This window comes from Serratia sp. BNK-4 (genome assembly GCF_048685115.1).
Classification (GTDB): domain Bacteria; phylum Pseudomonadota; class Gammaproteobacteria; order Enterobacterales; family Enterobacteriaceae; genus Serratia; species Serratia bockelmannii.
In genome coordinates, this window is the sequence record NZ_JBLQTM010000001.1 from 1,434,036 (window position 1) to 1,454,177 (window position 20,142).

The following is a 20,142-nucleotide window of genomic DNA, read 5'->3' on the forward strand; positions in this document are numbered from 1 at the left end:
GGCATGATGCGCGCACTCTCATTGCGCGTTCGGTCACAATTTCACTATGTCCGCATACTCCCGCCCAGTGCTCCTATTGCTCTGCGGCCTTTTGCTGCTCACGGTATCCATTGCCGTTTTGAATACGTTAGTGCCGCTTTGGTTAACCCATGCTCAGCTGTCAACCTGGCAGGTGGGAATGGTCAGCTCCTCTTATTTCAGCGGTAACCTGTTGGGCACGTTGGTGGCGGGCAAACTGATCCAGCGCGTCGGTTTTACCCGCAGCTATCATCTTTCTTGCCTGGTGTTCGCCGCCGCGACCGCCGGCATGGTGCTGTCGATCGATTTTTGGAGCTGGCTGGGCTGGCGTTTCTTCGCCGGCGTCGGCTGCGCCTGGATCTGGGTGATCGTGGAGAGCGCGCTGTTGCGCAGCGGCAATTTGAGCAACCGCGGCCAGCTGCTGGCGGCCTATATGATTGTCTATTACCTCGGTACGGTGACCGGGCAATTGCTGTTGAGCATGACCTCGACCGAATTGCTGCACGTGGTGCCGTGGGTGACCGCGATCGTGATCAGCGCCATGCTGCCGATGTTGTTCGCGCGGGTCAACCGCCATGAAGACGAGCCGCAGCAGGCGGCGGTGTGGACAATGTTAAGACGTCGCAGCGCACGCCTCGGCATCAACGGCTGCATCATTTCCGGCATCGTGCTCGGTTCTCTGTATGGTCTGATGCCGCTGTACCTCTCCCATCAGGGTATGAGCGACGCCAACGTCGGTTACTGGATGGCGCTGCTGGTCAGCTCCGGCATCGTCGGGCAATGGCCGGTCGGGCGCTTGGCGGATCGTTACGGGCGCCTGCTGGTGCTGCGCATTCAGGTGTTCGTGGTGATCCTCGCCAGCGTGGCGATGCTCGGCAACTACGCCATGGCGCCCTCGCTGTTCATCCTCGGCTGCGCCGGCTTTACCCTTTACCCGGTGGCGATGTCCTGGGCCTGCGAGAAGGCGCTGCCGCATGAGTTGGTGGCGATGAACCAGGCGCTGTTGATGAGTTACACCATCGGCAGCCTGCTGGGCCCGTCGATGACGGCGCTGCTGATGCAAAACTACTCCGACCGTGTGCTGTTCGTGATGATCGCCGCCGTAGCGCTGGTTTACCTGCTGATGCTGCTGAAAAAGCAGAAGCCGGATCACCACCACACGCCGTTCGCCGCCGCCTGAGCATAAAAAAACCGGCCATGAGCCGGTTTTTTCTTTTGGCGTGCGCCAATCAGTAAATCACTTTGTGACCGTAGCTTTCCAGGATGCCTTTGACGCGATCCATGGTCTCGGCCTTCGGCGGATGCACGCCGTCCAGTTTGTACTCTTCCCCCATCGCTATCCATTTGTGCTTGCCCAGCTCGTGGTAAGGCAGCAGCTCGATTTTCTCGATGTTGGTCATGTCTTTGGTGAACTCGCCCAGCAGGTGTGCCGATTTGTCATCATCTGACCAGCCCGGCACCACCACGTAACGGATCCAGGTGCGTTGGTTACGTTTCGCCAGGTAGCGGGCGAATTCCAACGTGCGGTGGTTGGAGACGCCGACCAGATTCTGGTGGATATCGTCGTTCATCTGTTTCAGATCCAGCATCACCAGATCGGTGGTGTCCAGCAACTCGTCGATCACCGGATCGTAGCGGCGCACGAAGCCATTGGTGTCCAGGCAGGTATTGATGCCTTCGGCATGGCAGGCGCGGAACCAGTCGCGCACGAATTCAGCCTGCAGGATCGCCTCGCCGCCGGACGCGGTCACGCCGCCACCGGAAGCGTTCATGAAGTGGCGGTAGGCCACCGCGTCTTTCATCAGCTCTTCGACGGTCACTTCTTTGCCGCCGTGGGTGTCCCAGGTGTCGCGGTTATGGCAATAGAGGCAGCGCATCAGGCAGCCCTGGAAGAAGACGATAAAGCGGATCCCGGGCCCATCGACGGTGCCGCAGGATTCGAAGGAGTGGATGCGACCAGTTACTGACATTGCGGGGTTTTCTCCAATATTGACTGTCAAACGCAGTCTAAAAATAGGCGCGTGGCCGCCGGCCAGGTATCTGCGATGCAGCAGCGGGTGGAGCCGCCACCGGGGGTAATGATGCCTGTCGGCCGGTCAGTTGCCGGATAACTGTTTTGCCGGCTATCCATTCAGTATAGATGTCCGGCAAAACAGACTCGCACAGAGTCAGGGGAGAGCGGTGGGAGAAAAGGGCCGGCAGAACCGGCCCTGTCGTTGGCACCGGGCGGTTTCCCGCCCGGTTGGCGTATTACATCGTTTGAGTGAAGGTACGAGTAATGACGTCCTGCTGTTGCTCTTTGGTCAGCGAGTTGAAGCGCACGGCGTAACCGGAGACGCGGATGGTCAGCTGAGGGTATTTCTCAGGGTTTTCCATCGCGTCCAGCAGCATTTCACGGTTCATTACGTTGACGTTCAGGTGCTGACCGCCTTCGATGGAGGCTTCATGATGGAAGTAACCATCCATCAGGCCCGCCAGGTTGGCTTTCCGCACATCGTCGTCTTTACCCAGCGCGTTAGGCACGATAGAGAAGGTGTAGGAGATCCCGTCTTTCGCGTAGGCAAACGGCAGTTTGGCTACCGAGGTCAGGGAGGCTACTGCGCCTTTCTGGTCACGGCCGTGCATCGGGTTGGCGCCTGGGCCGAACGGTGCACCGGCGCGGCGGCCATCCGGGGTGTTACCGGTTTTCTTACCGTATACCACGTTGGAGGTGATGGTCAGTACGGACTGAGTCGGTACCGCGTTGCGGTAGGTGCGCAGTTTCTGAATTTTCTTCATGAAACGTTCCACCAGGTCACAGGCGATGTCATCGACGCGGGCGTCGTTGTTACCGAACTGTGGATACTCGCCTTCCACTTTAAAGTCGATAGCCAGGCCGTCTTCGTCGCGAATGGTGGTGACTTTCGCGTACTTGATGGCGGACAGGGAGTCGGCCGCAACGGACAGACCGGCGATGCCGCAAGCCATGGTGCGATAAACGTCACGGTCATGCAGCGCCATCAGTGCAGCTTCGTAGCTGTACTTGTCGTGCATGTAGTGAATGATGTTCAGCGCGGTCACGTACTGCTTGGCCAGCCAATCCATAAAGTGGTCCATGCGGGCCATGACTTTGTCATAGTCCAGCACTTCGTCCATCATCGGCGCTTCTTTCGGGCCGACCTGCATTTTCAGTTTCTCGTCAACGCCGCCGTTGATGGCGTAAAGCATGGTTTTCGCCAGGTTGGCGCGGGCGCCGAAGAACTGCATTTGCTTACCGACGATCATCGGGCTGACGCAACAGGCGATGGCGTAGTCATCGTTGTTGAAGTCAGGACGCATCAGGTCGTCGTTTTCGTACTGTACGGAAGAGGTGTCGATGGACACTTTCGCCGCGAATTTCTTGAAGTTCAGCGGCAGCTTCTCAGACCACAGGATGGTCATGTTCGGCTCCGGAGACGGCCCCATGGTGTACAGGGTGTTCAGGAAGCGGAAGCTGTTTTTGGTGACCAGGGTACGGCCGTCGACGCCCATGCCGGCCAGGGATTCAGTCGCCCAGATTGGGTCGCCGGAGAACAGCTCATCGTACTCAGGAGTACGCAGGAAGCGCACCATACGCAGTTTCATCACCAGGTGGTCGATCAGTTCCTGCGCTTGCTCTTCGGTCAGTTTGCCCGCCTTGATGTCGCGCTCGATGAACACGTCGAGGAAGGTGGACACGCGGCCGAAGGACATGGCGGCGCCGTTCTGGGATTTCACCGCGGCCAGGTAGCCGAAGTAGGTCCACTGTACCGCTTGTTGCGCGTTAGTGGCCGGGCCGGAAATGTCGTAACCGTATTTGGCGGCCATCTCTTTGATCTGAGCCAGAGCGCGGTGCTGTTCAGCGATCTCTTCGCGCAGCTGGATGGTCATTTCCAGATCTTCGCCGTTTTCCAGTTTTTCCTGCAGCGATTTGAACTGGTTCAGTTTGTCGGCCATCAGGAAGTCGATACCGTACAGCGCCACGCGGCGGTAGTCGCCGATGATGCGGCCGCGGCCGTAGGCATCTGGCAGACCGGTCAGCACGCCGGATTTACGGCAATTCAGGATGTCTTTGGTGTAAACGTCGAATACGCCCTGGTTGTGGGTTTTACGGTATTCGGTGAACACTTTTTTCAGCTGCGGATCCAGTTCGCGGCCGTACACTTTGCACGAACCTTCGACCATTTTGATGCCGCCGAACGGGATCAGCGCGCGTTTCAGAGGCGCGTCGGTCTGCAGACCTACGATGGTTTCCAGCTCTTTGGCGATGTAACCCGCGTCGTGAGAAGTGATGGTTGCAGCAACGTTGGTGTCGAAATCAACCGGCGCGTGAGTGCGGTTTTCCAGTTTGATCCCTTCCATAACCTTGTCCCACAAGGTGGTGGTGGCTTGAGTTGCGCCAGCCAGGAAGGATTCGTCACCTTCATAAGGCGTGTAGTTTTTCTGGATGAAGTCACGAACGTTGACTTCATTCTGCCAGTCACCCTTGCTGAAACCTTCCCAAGCGTTGGCTAATTTCTCGTTAAGTTCGGTCATTGTACACCTACCTTTGATTGTGGATTTCTAACTCTGCACGCGGTAACTCACAGCTTAGTGCTGTTCGCGACCCCCGCGCAGATAAATTACCCAGTAAGTCAACCCAACCAACAGGCCGCCGCCGATGATGTTGCCGATGGTGACCGGAATCAGGTTGTCGATGATGAAGTTGCTTACTGTCAGATGAGCGAATTGCTCAGGTACCGCCCCTACGGCTTGCCAGAACTCCGGCGTGGCGAAGTGTTTGACCACGATGCCCATAGGGATCATAAACATGTTGGCGATGCTGTGTTCGAAGCCGCTGGCGACAAACATACCGACCGGCAGCACCATGGCGAGCATCTTGTCGGTCAGGGTACGGCCGGAGTAGCTCATCCAGACCGCCAGGCAGACCATCAGGTTAGCCAGAATGCCGAGGCAGACGGCTTCGATAAAGGTGTGATGCAGCTTGTGGTCTGCGGTTTGCAGAACATTCAGGCCCCACTGGCCGTTGGCGACCATATACTCGCCGGAGAACCAGATCAGCGCCACGAAGAACAGCGCGCCGACCAGGTTGCCGAGATAAACGTTCAGCCAGTTGGCGCCCAGTTGGCCCCAGCTGATGCGGCCGCTGGCCTTGGCGATGACGATAAGTACGGTAGAGGTGAACAGGTCGGCGCCCGATACCACCACCAGCATTAACCCGAGAGAGAAGCAGATGCCGCCGACCAGTTTCGCCAGCCCGAAAGGCACGCCGGCGGTGCCGGTGGTCGCCGTGATGTAGAAAACGAAGGCGATGGAAATGAAGACACCGGCGGTGATCGCCAAATAAAACGTTTTCAGCGGATGTTTGGTGGCTTTATACACGCCGGCATCTTCAGCGATTTTCGCCGTTGCCGCAGGTAAAATCAGATCGAATGGGCTGTCAGTTTTCAAACTAACTCTCGCTCTTAAGGGTTAAAACAACGCAATGAGATACTAGCAAAGCAGTATAGGGGAAAATTTGATTTGGATCATAAGGCGGGGAAGTAGAGCGTCAAAATGGCATGTTTTCTGTGTGGTTTTTATGGTTAATTTATTGAATTTAAACAAAAAACAATTTTTTAATGTTTGCAATTTTTTTTGAATTCACCCGATGTGCCGAGGGTGTCAAAGTTAAATTTTTAGGCGTTTTGTCGCCGTTCGTCGCTGAAAGTTTAATTATCGGTTAATTATTATTTCACCGTCCGGCAACAATCGCCGGTTTATTTATTCTTATGCTCGTTTAACCGCCTATTTTCCTGCGGGAAAATAAAACAGAATGCGTTGAAATAAACCGCAAAATGAAAACGCCGCAGCGGAGTGCGGCGTTTGACCGGGGAGGGTACCCCAAAAGTGGCGGTACCCCCAATGGCGATTAGGCCTTGGCCCAGTGGCGGCGCTTGGCCGCCTGCAGCTTCTCGTAGGCCGCCAGCAGCGCCTGATGGGCCGGCAACGCCTTCAGATCGGCATCGACGGCGAACAGCCCGTTGAAGCGCTCTTCACCGCTGATGGCGGCCGAGGCCGCGTCCACCGCTTCCTGGCCGTACATTTTCACGAACGCGGTGTAGTATTGCGCCGCTTCGCGCTCAGGCTCCTGCGCCAGCAGCAACAGCGTTTGCAGGCAACGGTAGTAGTTGCTGCGCGCCGGGCTCAGCACCGAGGCGTTGAAGTCCTGCGTCCATTCGGTCCAAATCAGCGCCTGATCCAGATCGCCGCCCGCCAGTGCCAGCATCGACTTCAGCTCGCCCACGCGCAGGGTATGCCAGGCGTTGTCTTTGCCGCTGGCAATACCCAGCAGTTCGCGTACGCGGGTGAAATCGTCCAGCCCTTCATCGTCCAACTGCTCGATCAGCGCCAGGTATTCTTCCGGCTCCCACTCGCTGCCCGGCAGCGCCAGCAGCGTATCGCGCAGGTGCGCGCCCATGCTGTTGTTGGCCAGCAGCAGGTCTTCTGCCGGGTAGATATCGGACATGCCCGGCACGATGATGCGGCAAGCGTAGACGCCCAGGTGCTCGTAGTCGGCGATGTACACTTCCGCGTCTTCTTTGTCGAAGATGCTCATCAGGGTGGCGAACTCTTCCTGCGTGCTGCCGCTGAAGCTCCAGTCAACGAACGGATAGTCCGCATCCTGCTTGAACAGATCCCAGGAGATCAGGCCGCTGGAGTCGATGAAGTGCGTTTCCAGGTTGGTGTGTTCCGCCACTTCTTCGTCATCGAAGGTCGGTGCGGTGAACACGTCGAGATCTTTCAGGCTGCGGCCCTGCAGCAGCTCGGTTACCGTGCGCTCCAGCGCCACGCCGAAGTCCGGGTGCGCGCCGAACGAGGCGAAGCAGGTGCCGTTGGTCGGGTTGAACAGCACCACGCAGATCACCGGGTAGTTGCCGCCCAGCGAGGCGTCGTAGGAGAGGATCGGGAAACCTTCCTCTTCCAGCTTGGCGATGGCTTCCACCACGCCCGGGTAGCGGTTCAGCACTTCGTCCGGGATCGCCGGCAGGCTGATGGATTCGGCGATGATGCGGTTTTTCACATAGCGCTCGAACACTTCCGACAGGCCCTGCACCCGCGCTTCGTTGGCGGTGTTGCCGGCGGACATACCGTTGGAAACATACAGGTTGCCGATGATATTCATCGGAATGAACACGGTTTGCTGGTCGGACTGACGGGTAAACGGCAGCGCACACACGCCGCGATCGGCATTACCGGACTGCAGATCGACAAGATCGCTGGCGCTCAGCTCTTGCTGCGGATCGTAGAAGGCGTGCAGACGCTCGTCGAGGATGCCGGCCGGCAGCGTATCGTCCGCCGGGATCGGGAACCATTTCTCATTCGGGTAGTGCACGAAGTCGCCTTCGGCGATCTGCCGGCCCAGATAGAAATCGGCGAAGAAGTAGTTGGTGGACAGGCGCTCGAAATATTCACCCAGCGCGGAGGCCAGCGCGGCTTTTTTGCTGGCGCCTTTGCCGTTGGTGAAGCACAGCGGGCAATCGCGATCGCGAATGTGCACCGACCACACGTGCGGCACTGGATTCAGCCAGGAGGCTTCTTCGATGTTGAAACCGAGGTCGCTCAGTTTCTGCTGGAAACGGGCGATGGAGTCTTCCAGAGCGGCGTCTTTACCGGGGATAAAAGTTTGCGTCATTGTCTTCACTTTTTGCGCGTACTAAAAACGCGCAATGATACGGGGTTTTACGCTGGAGCTCCACGTATTCCTAAAGCGGTGGCAAAGTCACAGTTTTTTTAAGGATAAAGGCCATAATTCAGCGAGTTATCTGTCACGGAGAAATCTAATGAAATCAGTGAAACTCAGCGTGTTAACCCTCTTGTTGACCGGCGTCAGCGCCTCGGCGCTGGCGCTGCCCAACATCACCCTGCTGGCGACAGGCGGCACCATCGCCGGTGGCGGCGATTCGGCGACGAAATCTAACTATACCGCGGGCAAGCTGGGTGTCGAGGCGCTGGTCGATGCGGTGCCGGCGCTGAAAGATATCGCCAACGTGCAGGGGGAGCAGGTGGTGAACATCGGCTCGCAGGACATGAACGATCAGGTCTGGCTGACGCTGGTGAAGAAAATTGACGCCGACTGCGGCAAAACCGACGGCTTCGTCATCACCCACGGCACCGATACGCTGGAAGAGACGGCCTATTTCCTCGATCTGACGGTGAAGTGCGACAAGCCGGTGGTGCTTGTCGGGGCGATGCGGCCGGCGACGGCGATGAGCGCCGATGGCCCGTTCAACCTGTATAATGCGGTGGTGACGGCGGCAGATCCGCAATCGGCCAACCGCGGGGTGCTGGTGGCGATGAACGACACCGTGCTGGACGCGCGCGACGTCACCAAGACCAATACCACCGCCGTGCAGACCTTCCAGTCGCCGAACTTTGGCCCGCTCGGGTATATCCACAACGGCAAGGTCGATTACCAGCGCTCACCGCAGCGCAAGCATACCCGTGATACGCCGTTCGACGTCAGCAAGCTGAACGAACTGCCGAAGGTCGGCATCGTCTACAACTACGCCAACGCCTCCGATGCGCCGGTCAAGGCGCTGATCGCCGAAGGGTACCAGGGCATCGTCAGCGCCGGGGTCGGCAACGGCAACCTGTATAAAACGGTGTTCGACACACTGGCGACGGCGGCACACAACGGCGTGGCGGTGGTGCGTTCTTCGCGCGTACCGACCGGCGCCACTACCGAAGATGCGGAAGTGGACGACGCCAAGTACGGCTTCGTGGCCGCCGGCACGCTGAATCCGCAAAAAGCGCGCATTTTGCTGCAGCTCGCGCTGACGCAAGCCAAAGACGCGAAGCAAATCCAGCAGATGTTCAATCAGTACTGATCGTTTTCTCTCCTGCGGGGGCCGACCGGGTTCCCGCAGCCATCTCGGCTGAATACAGCATAAAGCACCGCGTTAACCCGCTGAATTTCCCCATGTCGCAGGGTTTTATCGTCCAAACAATCGCGATGGCCGCAGAGCCTGTCATCACCCGGCGCGAGCGTTTGCCGCCGGCGGGCGAATAAGCGTTGCAGCCATGGGGCGTGAGTGATAAAACCGATGGGTTGGTTAACGCGAGCGTTAACTTCGGGCATCTTTTCGACAGGTCGCTTTTCTGCGGCGAACAGTGAATGTGGTGAGGGGAAATGACTCAGGTTTATAATTTTAGCTCTGGCCCGGCGATGCTGCCGGTGGAAGTGTTGCGTCGTGCGGAACAGGAACTGTGCAACTGGCACGGCCTGGGCACGTCAGTGATGGAGATCAGTCACCGCAGCAAAGAATTCATCGCCGTTGCCGAGCAGGCGGAACAGGATCTGCGCGATCTGCTGAAAGTCCCCTCCAACTATAAGGTGCTGTTTTGCCACGGCGGCGCCCGCGCACAATTTGCCGCTCTGCCGCTGAACCTGCTGGGCGACAAGGCTACCGCCGACTATATCGACGGCGGCTATTGGGCGCACAGCGCCATCAAGGAAGCGGAAAAGTATTGCGCTCCCAACGTCATCGACGTGAAAACCCGCATCGACGGCCTGAGCGGCATCAAGCCGATGAAAGAGTGGCAACTCAGCGCCGACGCGGCTTATGTGCACTATTGCCCGAATGAGACCATCGACGGCGTGGCCATCGATGAAACGCCGGACTTCGGCGACAAAGTGGTGATCGGCGATTACTCCTCGACCATCCTGTCCCGCCCGCTCGACGTCAGCCGCTTCGGCGTGATTTACGCCGGCGCGCAGAAAAATATCGGCCCGGCCGGCCTGACGCTGGTGATCGTGCGTGACGATCTGCTGGGCAAGGCGCGCAAAGAAGTGCCGTCGATCCTCGACTACACCGTGCTGGCCGAGAACGATTCGATGTTCAACACCCCGCCGACCTTCGCCTGGTACCTGTCCGGGCTGGTGTTCAAATGGCTGAAAGAGCAGGGCGGCCTGGTGGAGATGCAAAAACGCAATCAGGCCAAGGCCGAGCTGCTGTACGCGACCATCGATAAATCCGACTTCTACCGCAGCCAGGTGGCCATCGCCAACCGCTCGTGGATGAACGTGCCGTTCCAACTGGCCGATGCGGCGCTGGACAAAGTGTTCCTCAGCGAAGCCGAGGCCATCGGCCTGCAGGCGCTGAAAGGCCACCGGGTAGTTGGCGGCATGCGCGCTTCTATTTACAATGCGATGCCGCTGGCCGGCGTGCAGGCGCTGACCGACTTCATGGCCGACTTCGAACGTCGTCACGGTTGATTCCGTCAGCCCGCCAGGCGCGGGCTGCCTCAGGCTGTTGTCCTTTTGCATTAAAGCGGCTCCGGCATTATTCCGGAGCCGTTTCGTTTATCAGAATTGGAGAGTTTTGTTCACATGGTGGATTCCCTGACGTTACAACCGGTCGCCCTGGTCAATGGCACCGTCAACTTACCCGGCTCGAAGAGCGTTTCTAACCGCGCTCTGCTGCTGGCGGCGCTGGCGAAAGGCACGACCCGGCTGACTAACCTGCTGGACAGCGACGACGTGCGTCATATGCTGAACGCGTTGCAGGCGTTGGGTGTGGACTATCAACTTTCCGCCGATCGTACCGTGTGCGAAGTGACCGGCGTGGCCGGGCCGCTGGTGGCCGACCAGCCGCTGGAACTGTTCCTCGGCAACGCCGGCACCGCGATGCGCCCATTGGCGGCGGCGCTGTGCCTCGGCGAAGGCGACGTGGTGCTGACCGGGGAACCGCGCATGAAAGAACGTCCGATCGGCCATTTGGTGGACGCGTTGCGCCAGGGCGGGGCGCAGATTGATTACCTCGAACAGACCGATTATCCGCCGATTCGCCTGCGCGGCGGCTTCCAGGGCGGCGACGTCACCGTTGACGGCAGCGTCTCCAGCCAGTTCCTGACCGCGTTGCTGATGACCGCGCCGCTGGCGCCGCAGGATACGCAGATCCACATCAAGGGCGAGTTGGTTTCCAAGCCGTACATCGACATCACGCTGCATCTGATGCGTGCCTTCGGGGTATCGGTGAGCCACGACAACTACCGGGTGTTCCATATCCAGGGGCGCCAGAGGTATATCGCGCCGGGCGATTACCTGGTTGAGGGCGACGCTTCTTCCGCCTCCTACTTCCTGGCGGCGGCGGCGATCAAAGGCGGCACCGTGCGCGTGACCGGCATCGGCCGCAAAAGCGTGCAGGGCGACACCAAGTTCGCCGATGTGCTGGAGAAAATGGGCGCGCGCATCACCTGGGGCGACGATTTCATCGAGTGCAGCCGCGGTGAACTGCGCGGCATCGACATGGACATGAACCACATTCCGGACGCGGCGATGACTATCGCCACCGCGGCGTTGTTCGCCGAGGGGCCGACCACCATCCGCAATATCTACAACTGGCGGGTGAAGGAGACCGACCGTCTGGCGGCGATGGCCACCGAACTGCGTAAAGTGGGGGCGGAAGTGGACGAGGGCGAAGACTACATTCACGTCGTACCGCCGGCCAAACTGCAGTTTGCCGAGATCGGTACCTACAACGATCACCGCATGGCGATGTGCTTCTCGCTGGTGGCGCTGTCGGATACCCCGGTCACCATTCTCGAACCGAAATGCACCGCGAAAACCTTCCCGGATTATTTCGAGCAGTTGGCGCGCATCAGCCAGCCGGCGTAGTAACCCGTCAAATCGTTTATTTTAAGGCCCCTTTGTGGGCCTTTATCGTTTTTAACCTTCGGCGACCGGCGTTTCTTCTATACTTTTTCGCGGTTGTGCGCTTATTTTCAACAACCGGACAGTTCCAGGGTAACAGATTGCCGTAGGGCAGCGTATAATACGCCACCGTATTTGCCCCTGATTGGGCAGGTGGCAGAGCGCACGGGCTTCGAGTCGAAGCGCGCCGTGTCTCTGTGAGGTTTTCTACCTGAAGGAGAGAGAAATGACGGCTACAGCCCCGGTGATAACCGTTGATGGACCAAGTGGCGCAGGTAAAGGCACGCTGTGTAAAGCGTTGGCCGAGTCCCTTGGTTGGCGTTTGCTGGATTCCGGCGCGATCTATCGCGTGCTGGCGCTGGCGGCGTTGCATCATCAGGTGGATATCACTTCTGAGGAAGCGCTGGTTCCGCTGGCCGCACATCTCGATGTTCGCTTCGTTGCCCAGGACGGCAAGCTGCAGGTGATTTTGGAAGGTGAGGACGTCAGCAATGAGATCCGCACCGAAACCGTCGGCAACACCGCGTCGCAAGCGGCGGCGTTTCCTCGCGTGCGCGAGGCGTTGCTGCGCCGCCAGCGCGCATTCCGCGAAGCGCCCGGCCTGATTGCCGACGGTCGCGACATGGGCACGGTGGTGTTCCCGGACGCGCCGGTCAAGATTTTCCTCGACGCCAGCTCGGAGGAGCGCGCACACCGCCGCATGCTGCAGTTGCAGGAGAAGGGCTTTAATGTTAACTTTGAACGTCTTTTAGCCGAGATAAAGGAGCGGGACGACCGTGACCGTAATCGGCCTATCGCGCCTCTGGTGCCCGCTTCTGACGCCCTCGTGCTGGATTCTACTAGCATGTCGATCGAAGAAGTGATCCGGCAGGCGCTGACGTATGCACAGAAAGTGTTGGCGTTGCCGCAGCAATAAGCGCGGCGGCGCTATTGGCTTTTTGTCATATTTGTCATAGCAGTATCGCAATATATCGGGTAAAATTTTACCCCTGTAACCTTAAACCCTGTCGGCATGGAGCCAATGGCGGGGTATGTGAAACAACCCCATTCGGCGGGACGCTAAATGGACGTTAAACTAAAGAACCCTGAAGATTAACAACATGACTGAATCTTTCGCTCAACTCTTTGAAGAATCCTTAAAAGAAATCGAAACCCGCCCGGGTTCCATCGTTCGTGGCGTCGTTGTTGCTATCGACAAAGATATCGTACTGGTTGACGCCGGTCTGAAATCTGAGTCTGCCATTCCGGCTGAGCAATTCAAAAACGCCCAGGGCGAGCTGGAAATCCAGGTTGGTGACGAAGTTGACGTTGCTCTGGATGCTGTTGAAGACGGCTTCGGTGAAACCCTGCTGTCCCGTGAGAAAGCTAAGCGTCACGAAGCTTGGATCACGCTGGAAAAAGCCTACGAAGAAGCTGAGACTGTAACCGGTGTTATCAACGGCAAAGTGAAGGGTGGCTTCACCGTCGAGCTGAACGGCATCCGCGCGTTCCTGCCAGGTTCCCTGGTTGACGTGCGTCCGGTACGTGACACTCTGCACCTGGAAGGCAAAGAGCTTGAGTTCAAAGTCATCAAGCTGGATCAGAAGCGCAACAACGTTGTCGTTTCTCGCCGTGCGGTTATCGAATCCGAGAACAGCGCTGAGCGCGATCAACTGCTGGAAAACCTGCAGGAAGGCATGGAAGTCAAAGGTATCGTTAAGAACCTCACTGACTACGGTGCATTCGTTGATCTGGGCGGCGTAGACGGCCTGCTGCACATCACTGACATGGCTTGGAAACGCGTTAAGCACCCAAGCGAAATCGTCAATGTTGGCGATGAAATCACTGTTAAAGTGCTGAAGTTCGACCGCGAGCGTACTCGTGTCTCCCTGGGCCTGAAACAGCTGGGCGAAGATCCATGGGTTGCTATCGCGAAACGTTACCCAGAAGGCACCAAGCTGACTGGTCGTGTAACCAACCTGACTGATTACGGCTGCTTCGTAGAAATCGAAGAAGGCGTTGAAGGTCTGGTACACGTTTCTGAAATGGATTGGACCAACAAAAACATCCATCCGTCCAAAGTTGTTAACGTGGGCGACGTAGTGGAAGTGATGGTTCTGGACATCGATGAAGAACGTCGTCGTATCTCCCTGGGCCTGAAGCAGTGCAAATCCAACCCATGGCAGCAGTTCGCAGAGACCCACAACAAGGGCGACCGCGTTGAAGGTAAAATCAAGTCTATCACTGACTTCGGTATCTTCATCGGCCTGGACGGCGGCATCGACGGCCTGGTTCACCTGTCTGACATCTCCTGGAACGTTGCAGGCGAAGAAGCAGTACGTGAATACAAGAAAGGCGACGAAATCGCTGCGGTTGTTCTGCAAGTTGACGCAGAGCGCGAGCGTATCTCCCTGGGCGTGAAGCAGCTGGCTGAAGACCCGTTCAATAACTACCTGTCTATGAACAAGAAAGGTGCTATTGTTACTGGTAAAGTCACTGCAGTTGACGCCAAAGGTGCTACAGTTGAATTGGCAGGCGGCGTAGAAGGTTACCTGCGTGCATCTGAAGCCTCTCGCGACCGCATTGAAGATGCAACTCTGGTTCTGAACGTAGGTGACGAAGTTGAAGCTAAATTCACCGGCGTTGACCGTAAGAACCGCGTTGTAAGCCTGTCCGTACGTGCTAAGGACGAAGCTGACGAGAAAGACGCCATCGCAACTGTTAACAACAAACAGGAAGAAGGCAACTTCTCTAACGCAATGGCTGAAGCTTTCAAAGCGGCTAAAGGCGAGTAATGACGGGGGGCGGTTTCTGACCGCCCCGATACGGTAGTTTAGCTGCAAAGCTTGGAGGTACTATGACCAAGTCTGAACTTATTGAAAGACTTGCTGGCCAGCAATCTCATATTCCGGCGAAGGCCGTTGAGGATGCAGTGAAAGAGATGCTTGAGCACATGGCCGCTACGCTGGCCGAGGGCGAACGCATTGAGATCCGCGGATTCGGCAGTTTTTCTCTTCACTACCGTGCCCCGCGTGTAGGTCGCAACCCGAAAACCGGTGACAAAGTTGAGCTGGACGGCAAGTACGTTCCTCACTTCAAACCAGGCAAAGAGTTGCGTGACCGCGCCAATATCTATGGCTAGTCGCTGACTGCTCATAGCGTTGTTGCTTGAAAAGAATATAAAACGGTGCCTTTAAGGCGCCGTTTTTTTTCGCCTGCGGTTCTCCCTGCTCCGCTTAGGAATTGCGCACCGCGCCGCATTTACGATGTGGCTCCTGCATAGATCTCTCTTATCCTGCCATGTTCACCGCATCTTCATTAAAGCCCGCTGGCGGTGACATGTCGGCTGAATGATCCTGCTTGCTTGCCATGACGCGCTTTTGCTCATGGCGGAGCCGATGGGAGAAGAGCGATCAAAATTTCGCTGGATCTGGCGATATTCGCCGTTATCTGCGGCATCCTGCCGCTGCTGGTTTTACCGCAGTTGCCTGAGCAATGGCAGCTGTGGCCGATGCTGCTTGTTGCCGGTTTACTGCTGCGCATCCGTTGGCCGTTTTGCCGTTATTTGGCCTGCCTGGGATTGGGGTTCGCGTGGGCGGTTTTCAACGCCGGAAGCCTGATTGGGCAAGTGGAGCGCTTAAGTCGCGGGCCGGATGTGACGGCGGTGGTGCAGGTTAGCAGCATCGCGCTGAAGCCCGCCGCCAGTAAACAGGCGCTGATGCGCATCGAGCGGATAGATGGTCATTGGTTGGTACCTGCATTGACGTTTACCACGCTATGGGCCCCTGAGCAGCAGCGCCTGTGCGCCGGGCAGCGTTGGCAATTGAAACTGCGTTTGCGGCCGGTGCATGGCAAACTCAATGAAGGCGGCTTCGACAGCCAACGTTGGGCGATCGCGCAGCGCCAGCCGTTAACTGGCCAGGTCAGGCAGACTCGTTTGCTGGATGGCGATTGCGGCCTACGCCAGCGCATAATCAGCCATGCGGAAACCAATATCGGCGAGCTGCGTTACAAGGCAGTATTGCTGGCGTTAGCATTTGGGGAGCGAACCGCACTGGAGCAGGCTTTACGCATGCTGATGTTGAAAACCGGCATCGCGCACTTGATGGCAATCTCAGGGTTGCATGTGGCGATGGTCGCCATCTTGTTCTGGGTTACATTGCGTGCGCTGCAGCTTTTTCTTCCTTCTCATCTAATTGGCTATCGCTTTCCGCTGGTCGCGGGCTGGGTGGCGACGCTGATCTATGTCTGGTTGGTAGGCGCCCAGCCGCCGGCGGTGCGCACCGCGTTGGCGATGACGCTGTGGATGCTGCTGCGCTTGCGCGGCGTCCATTGTTCTTCTTGGCAAGTGTGGCTGTGGTGTGTCGGGCTTATTTTACTGTGCGATCCGCTGGCGGTCTTGTCAGACAGTTTCTGGCTGTCGGTACTGGCGGTGGGGTGCCTGATTTTTTGGTTCGAATGGGCACCGCTCGGCGAGCGATTTCGATCGGCCTGGTATTGGGCACCGGTGCGTTGGCTGCATATTCAGCTCGGTATGACGTTGCTGCTGGTGCCGATGCAGGCCGCGCTGTTTCTGGGCCTGACGCTGACCTCGCTGCCGGCCAATTTGTGGGCGGTACCGATTGTCTCATTGGTGACGGTGCCGCTGATTTTGCTGGCGGTGATGTTCGGTTTCTTCCCCTCGTTAAGCTACGGACTATGGTGGCTGGCGGACTTCACGCTGCAGTGGGTATTTGTACCTCTGAATTACCTGCAACGTGGTTGGGTGGATTTGGGGGCGGCTTCGCTGTTGGCCAGCGCGGCGGGATGGCTCATCGTCGTCTGTTGGCGCTTTCATTGGTGGTGGCGTTATGCGTCGGGACTGGCGACGATAGCGATATGCTGCGTGCTGTGGCGGGAAAAAGAACCGACTTACCGCTGGCGAGTCGATATGCTTGATGTCGGGCACGGTTTGGCGGTGGTCATTGAACAAAACGGTAAGGGAGTACTGTATGATACCGGCGATCGTTGGCCGGGTGGCAGTGCCGCCGAGCGGCATATTTTGCCAATGCTGAACTGGCGGGGTATTGAACTGGAACAGATCATTATCAGCCATGACCACCTCGATCATACCGGTGGGGCACCTGCTGTGCGGCGGGTGTTTCCACAGGCTACGGTGCGCAGCCCGATGCGCGGGGAGGGGCACTTGCCCTGCGTCGCCGGTGAGCGCTGGCGCTGGCAGGCGTTGCAATTCGAGGTGCTGTGGCCGCCGAAAACGCGTAAAAAGCCGGGCAATGACGACTCTTGCGTGATCCGTATCGACGACGGGAAATACAGTCTGTTGCTCACCGGCGATGCGGAAAAAAAAGCGGAGGCGCAGCTGCTCCGGTTACGGCGCGATCGCTTGGCGGCTACGGTGTTGCAGGTGGGGCACCATGGCAGCAGAACCTCCTCCACGCCGCCGTTTCTGCGCGCGATCAATCCTCAGGCGGCATTGGCGTCAGCATCTCGTTACAACAAATGGCGTTTGCCGGCGCGCAAAGTGGTCGCCAGATACCGGGCAAATGGCATTATATGGCGCGATACGACGCGCTCCGGCCAGTTATCGGTACTTTTTTTCGACAATGATTGGCAAATTAAAGGCTTTCGCGAACAATTAATGCCCCGTTGGTACCATCAGCGGTTTGGCGTAGAGGGTGATAATGAGTAAAATAGGCCGCTATTTCTTCCGATGCTGGTATTTGCATGATGAATGATAAAGATCTCTCGACCTGGCAGACATTCCGTCGACTCTGGCCGATGATCACTCCTTTTAAGACCGGGCTGATTGTGGCCGCCATTGCGTTGATTATGAACGCAGCGGGGGACACGCTGATGCTGTCTCTGCTTAAACCGCTATTGGACGATGGGTTTGGAAAAACCGACAGCAGCGTGCTGGTGTGGATGCCGTTGGCCGTCATCGCGCTGATGCTGATGCGCGGTGTAACCAGCTTTGTTTCAAGCTACTGCATTTCCTGGGTTTCCGGCATGGTGGTGATGCAGATGCGTCGCCGCCTGTTTGGCCACATGATGAGAATGCCGGTGGCCTTCTTCGATCAGCAGTCCACCGGGACTTTGCTGTCGCGCATTACCTATGATTCCGAGCAGGTAGCTTCCTCCTCGTCCAGCGCGCTGGTGACCGTGGTGCGTGAAGGGGCTTCGATCATTGGCCTGTTCATCATGATGTTCTACTACAGCTGGCAGCTGTCGGTGATCCTGATCGTGCTGGCGCCGATCGTCTCCATCGCTATTCGCCTGGTCTCCAAGCGTTTCCGCAACATCAGCAAGAACATGCAGAACACGATGGGGCAGGTGACCACCAGCGCCGAACAGATGCTGAAAGGCCATAAAGAAGTGCTGATCTTCGGTGGCCAGCAGGTGGAAACCGAGCGCTTTAACTCGGTCAGCAACCGCATGCGTCAACAGGGCATGAAACTGGTTTCCGCGTCTTCGATTTCCGATCCGATCATTCAGCTGATCGCTTCGCTGGCGCTGGCGTTCGTGCTGTTTGCCGCCAGCTTCCCAAGCGTGATGGCAACCCTGACCGCCGGTACCATTACCGTGGTGTTCTCATCGATGATCGCGCTGATGCGCCCGCTGAAGTCGCTGACCAACGTCAATGCCCAGTTCCAACGCGGGATGGCGGCATGCCAGACGCTGTTCTCCATTTTGGATATGGAACAGGAAAAAGACACCGGCACCCGCGAAGTGAAGCGTGCGAAAGGCGATATCGAATTCCGCAACGTCACTTTCTACTACCCATCCAAGGAAACGCCGGCGCTGCGTGATATCAACCTGAAAATCGCCGAAGGCAAGACCGTCGCCTTGGTGGGCCGTTCCGGTTCGGGTAAATCCACCATCGCCAACCTGTTGACGCGTTTCTACGATATCCAAGAAGGCGAAATCCTGATGGATGGCCACGATTTGCGCGAATATACCCTGGCCTCGCTGCGCAATCAGGTAGCGCTGGTCTCGCAAAACGTGCACCTGTTCAACGACACCATCGCCAACAACATTGCCTATGCACGCGAGAGTGAATACAGCCGCGAGCAGATTGAGAAAGCGGCCGAAATGGCGTACGCAATGGACTTCATCAACAAGATGGAGAACGGCCTGGATACGGTGATCGGTGAGAACGGCGTAATGCTGTCCGGCGGCCAACGTCAGCGTATCGCCATCGCGCGTGCGTTGCTGCGCGACTGCCCGATCCTGATCCTGGATGAGGCGACCTCTGCGCTGGATACCGAGTCCGAGCGGGCCATTCAGGCTGCGCTGGACGAGTTGCAGAAAGACCGTACTTCATTAGTGATCGCGCACCGCCTGTCGACGATTGAGAAGGCGGACGAGATCCTGGTGGTGGAAGATGGTCGCATTGTTGAACGCGGCGAACACACCGAGTTGCTTGAACGGCAGGGCGCCTATGCGCAACTGCACCGCATGCAGTTTGGTCAATAATGATTGAGCGCATCTGGTCCGGCGGTTCGTTGCTTTATCTGGCGCTGCTGCCGCTCTCCTGGCTGTATGGCCTGTTCAGCTGGCTGATCCGCCTCAGTTACCGCTGCGGCCTGCGTAAAAGTTGGCGTTCGCCGGTGCCGGTGGTGGTGGTGGGTAATCTCACCGCCGGCGGCAACGGCAAAACGCCGATGGTGATCTGGCTGGTGGAACACCTGCAGCAGCGGGGCTACCGCGTTGGGGTGGTGTCGCGCGGCTACGGCGGCAAGTCGGCGGTCTATCCTCTGGTGCTGGGTCAGAATACATCGACCCGCGAGGCGGGGGATGAGCCGGTGCTGATTTATCAGCGTACCGGGGCGCCCGTGGCGATCGCGCCCAAGCGCGCCGAGGCGGTGCAGGCTCTGCTGCAACAACAGCCGCTGGATGTGATCATCACCGACGACGGCTTGCAGCACTATGCTTTACAGCGTGACTTCGAGCTGGTGGTCATCGACGGTGTGCGTCGGTTCGGTAACGGCTGGTGGTTACCAGCCGGACCGATGCGTGAGCGTGCTGCGCGGCTTGGCAGCGTCGATGCGCGTGTCGCCAATGGCGGCGTGGCGCAGGCCGGAGAAATTGCTATGCGTCTGCAGGCGCGTGACGCAGTGAACCTGCTGAGCGGTGAACGTCGTCCGGCGGCCGAGCTGCCGCGCGTGGTGGCGATGGCGGGTATCGGCCATCCGCCGCGTTTCTTCGCGACGTTGGAAAAGCTGAACGTCGAGGTGGTGCAGGAAGTGGCGTTTGCCGATCATCAGGAATATCAGCAGGCACAGCTGGCGGCGTTGGTTACCGCAGAGCAAACGCTGCTGATGACGGAGAAGGATGCGGTAAAATGCCGCGCCTTTGCCCAGCCTAATTGGTGGTATTTACCGGTTGATGCGGTGCTACCTTCCGCTCAGGCTGAGCAACTGCTGCAGGATATCGAATCTCTACTGGCTAAGTAA

At 57.9% G+C, this 20,142-nt stretch carries 14 protein-coding genes; 10 read left to right on the forward strand and 4 right to left on the reverse strand.

Translation table 11 applies throughout. From position 1 onward, the window contains the following. Positions 1-46 precede the first annotated feature (46 nt). A complete protein-coding gene (locus ACMGGW_RS06900; RefSeq protein WP_033637849.1) occupies positions 47-1,198 on the forward strand; it encodes an MFS transporter in 1,152 nt (383 codons plus the stop codon). 49 nt (positions 1,199-1,247) lie between these two features. Here the strand turns inward: ACMGGW_RS06900 and pflA are convergent, their stop codons facing one another. The 4 genes from pflA to ycaO all read right to left on the reverse strand — a co-directional run bounded on the left by pflA (position 1,248) and on the right by ycaO (position 7,690). Next, on the reverse strand, positions 1,248-1,988 hold the full coding sequence (gene pflA, locus ACMGGW_RS06905) for a pyruvate formate lyase 1-activating protein (protein WP_016928325.1): 741 nt from the start codon (positions 1,986-1,988) through the stop codon (positions 1,248-1,250). A gap of 280 nt (positions 1,989-2,268) precedes the next feature. Beyond that, on the reverse strand, positions 2,269-4,551 hold the full coding sequence (pflB, locus tag ACMGGW_RS06910; RefSeq protein WP_025302272.1) for a formate C-acetyltransferase: 2,283 nt from the start codon (positions 4,549-4,551) through the stop codon (positions 2,269-2,271). 54 nt (positions 4,552-4,605) lie between these two features. Further along, positions 4,606-5,466, reverse strand: a complete 861-nt coding sequence (gene focA, locus ACMGGW_RS06915) for a formate transporter FocA (RefSeq protein WP_019454548.1) — start codon at positions 5,464-5,466, stop codon at positions 4,606-4,608. A gap of 460 nt (positions 5,467-5,926) precedes the next feature. Beyond that, complete coding sequence (gene ycaO, locus ACMGGW_RS06920; protein WP_197832202.1) at positions 5,927-7,690, reverse strand: 30S ribosomal protein S12 methylthiotransferase accessory factor YcaO; 1,764 nt, start codon at positions 7,688-7,690, stop codon at positions 5,927-5,929. Between the two features lie 148 nt (positions 7,691-7,838). On the opposite strand from ycaO, the gene ansB reads away from it, so the two are divergent. The 9 genes from ansB to lpxK all read left to right on the forward strand — a co-directional run bounded on the left by ansB (position 7,839) and on the right by lpxK (position 20,142). Then, the gene (gene ansB / locus ACMGGW_RS06925) at positions 7,839-8,885 is read left to right on the forward strand and encodes an L-asparaginase 2 (RefSeq protein ID WP_043137688.1); all 1,047 of its coding nucleotides are present in this window, start codon (positions 7,839-7,841) and stop codon (positions 8,883-8,885) included. Between the two features lie 302 nt (positions 8,886-9,187). After that, complete coding sequence (gene serC, locus ACMGGW_RS06930) at positions 9,188-10,273, forward strand: 3-phosphoserine/phosphohydroxythreonine transaminase (RefSeq protein ID WP_033633446.1); 1,086 nt, start codon at positions 9,188-9,190, stop codon at positions 10,271-10,273. Between the two features lie 114 nt (positions 10,274-10,387). Then, positions 10,388-11,674: a 3-phosphoshikimate 1-carboxyvinyltransferase gene (gene aroA, locus ACMGGW_RS06935; RefSeq protein ID WP_197832201.1), complete on the forward strand. Its 1,287-nt coding sequence runs from the start codon at positions 10,388-10,390 to the stop codon at positions 11,672-11,674. A 262-nt stretch (positions 11,675-11,936) separates the two neighbouring features. Continuing rightward, positions 11,937-12,626, forward strand: a complete 690-nt coding sequence (cmk, locus tag ACMGGW_RS06940) for a (d)CMP kinase (protein WP_004928270.1) — start codon at positions 11,937-11,939, stop codon at positions 12,624-12,626. Positions 12,627-12,810: 184 nt separating this feature from the next. Next, positions 12,811-14,484, forward strand: coding sequence for a 30S ribosomal protein S1 (gene rpsA / locus ACMGGW_RS06945; protein ID WP_004928267.1), 1,674 nt, complete (start codon positions 12,811-12,813; stop codon positions 14,482-14,484). Between the two features lie 62 nt (positions 14,485-14,546). Then, positions 14,547-14,831, forward strand: coding sequence for an integration host factor subunit beta (gene ihfB, locus ACMGGW_RS06950; protein WP_004928264.1), 285 nt, complete (start codon positions 14,547-14,549; stop codon positions 14,829-14,831). A 282-nt stretch (positions 14,832-15,113) separates the two neighbouring features. After that, complete coding sequence (locus tag ACMGGW_RS06955) at positions 15,114-17,378, forward strand: ComEC family protein (RefSeq protein WP_169540419.1); 2,265 nt, start codon at positions 15,114-15,116, stop codon at positions 17,376-17,378. Positions 17,379-17,413: 35 nt separating this feature from the next. After that, positions 17,414-19,162, forward strand: a complete 1,749-nt coding sequence (gene msbA, locus ACMGGW_RS06960) for a lipid A ABC transporter ATP-binding protein/permease MsbA (RefSeq protein ID WP_025302279.1) — start codon at positions 17,414-17,416, stop codon at positions 19,160-19,162. After that, positions 19,162-20,142: a tetraacyldisaccharide 4'-kinase gene (gene lpxK, locus ACMGGW_RS06965; RefSeq protein ID WP_089180740.1), complete on the forward strand. Its 981-nt coding sequence runs from the start codon at positions 19,162-19,164 to the stop codon at positions 20,140-20,142. Before msbA ends, lpxK begins: the two co-directional genes overlap by 1 nt.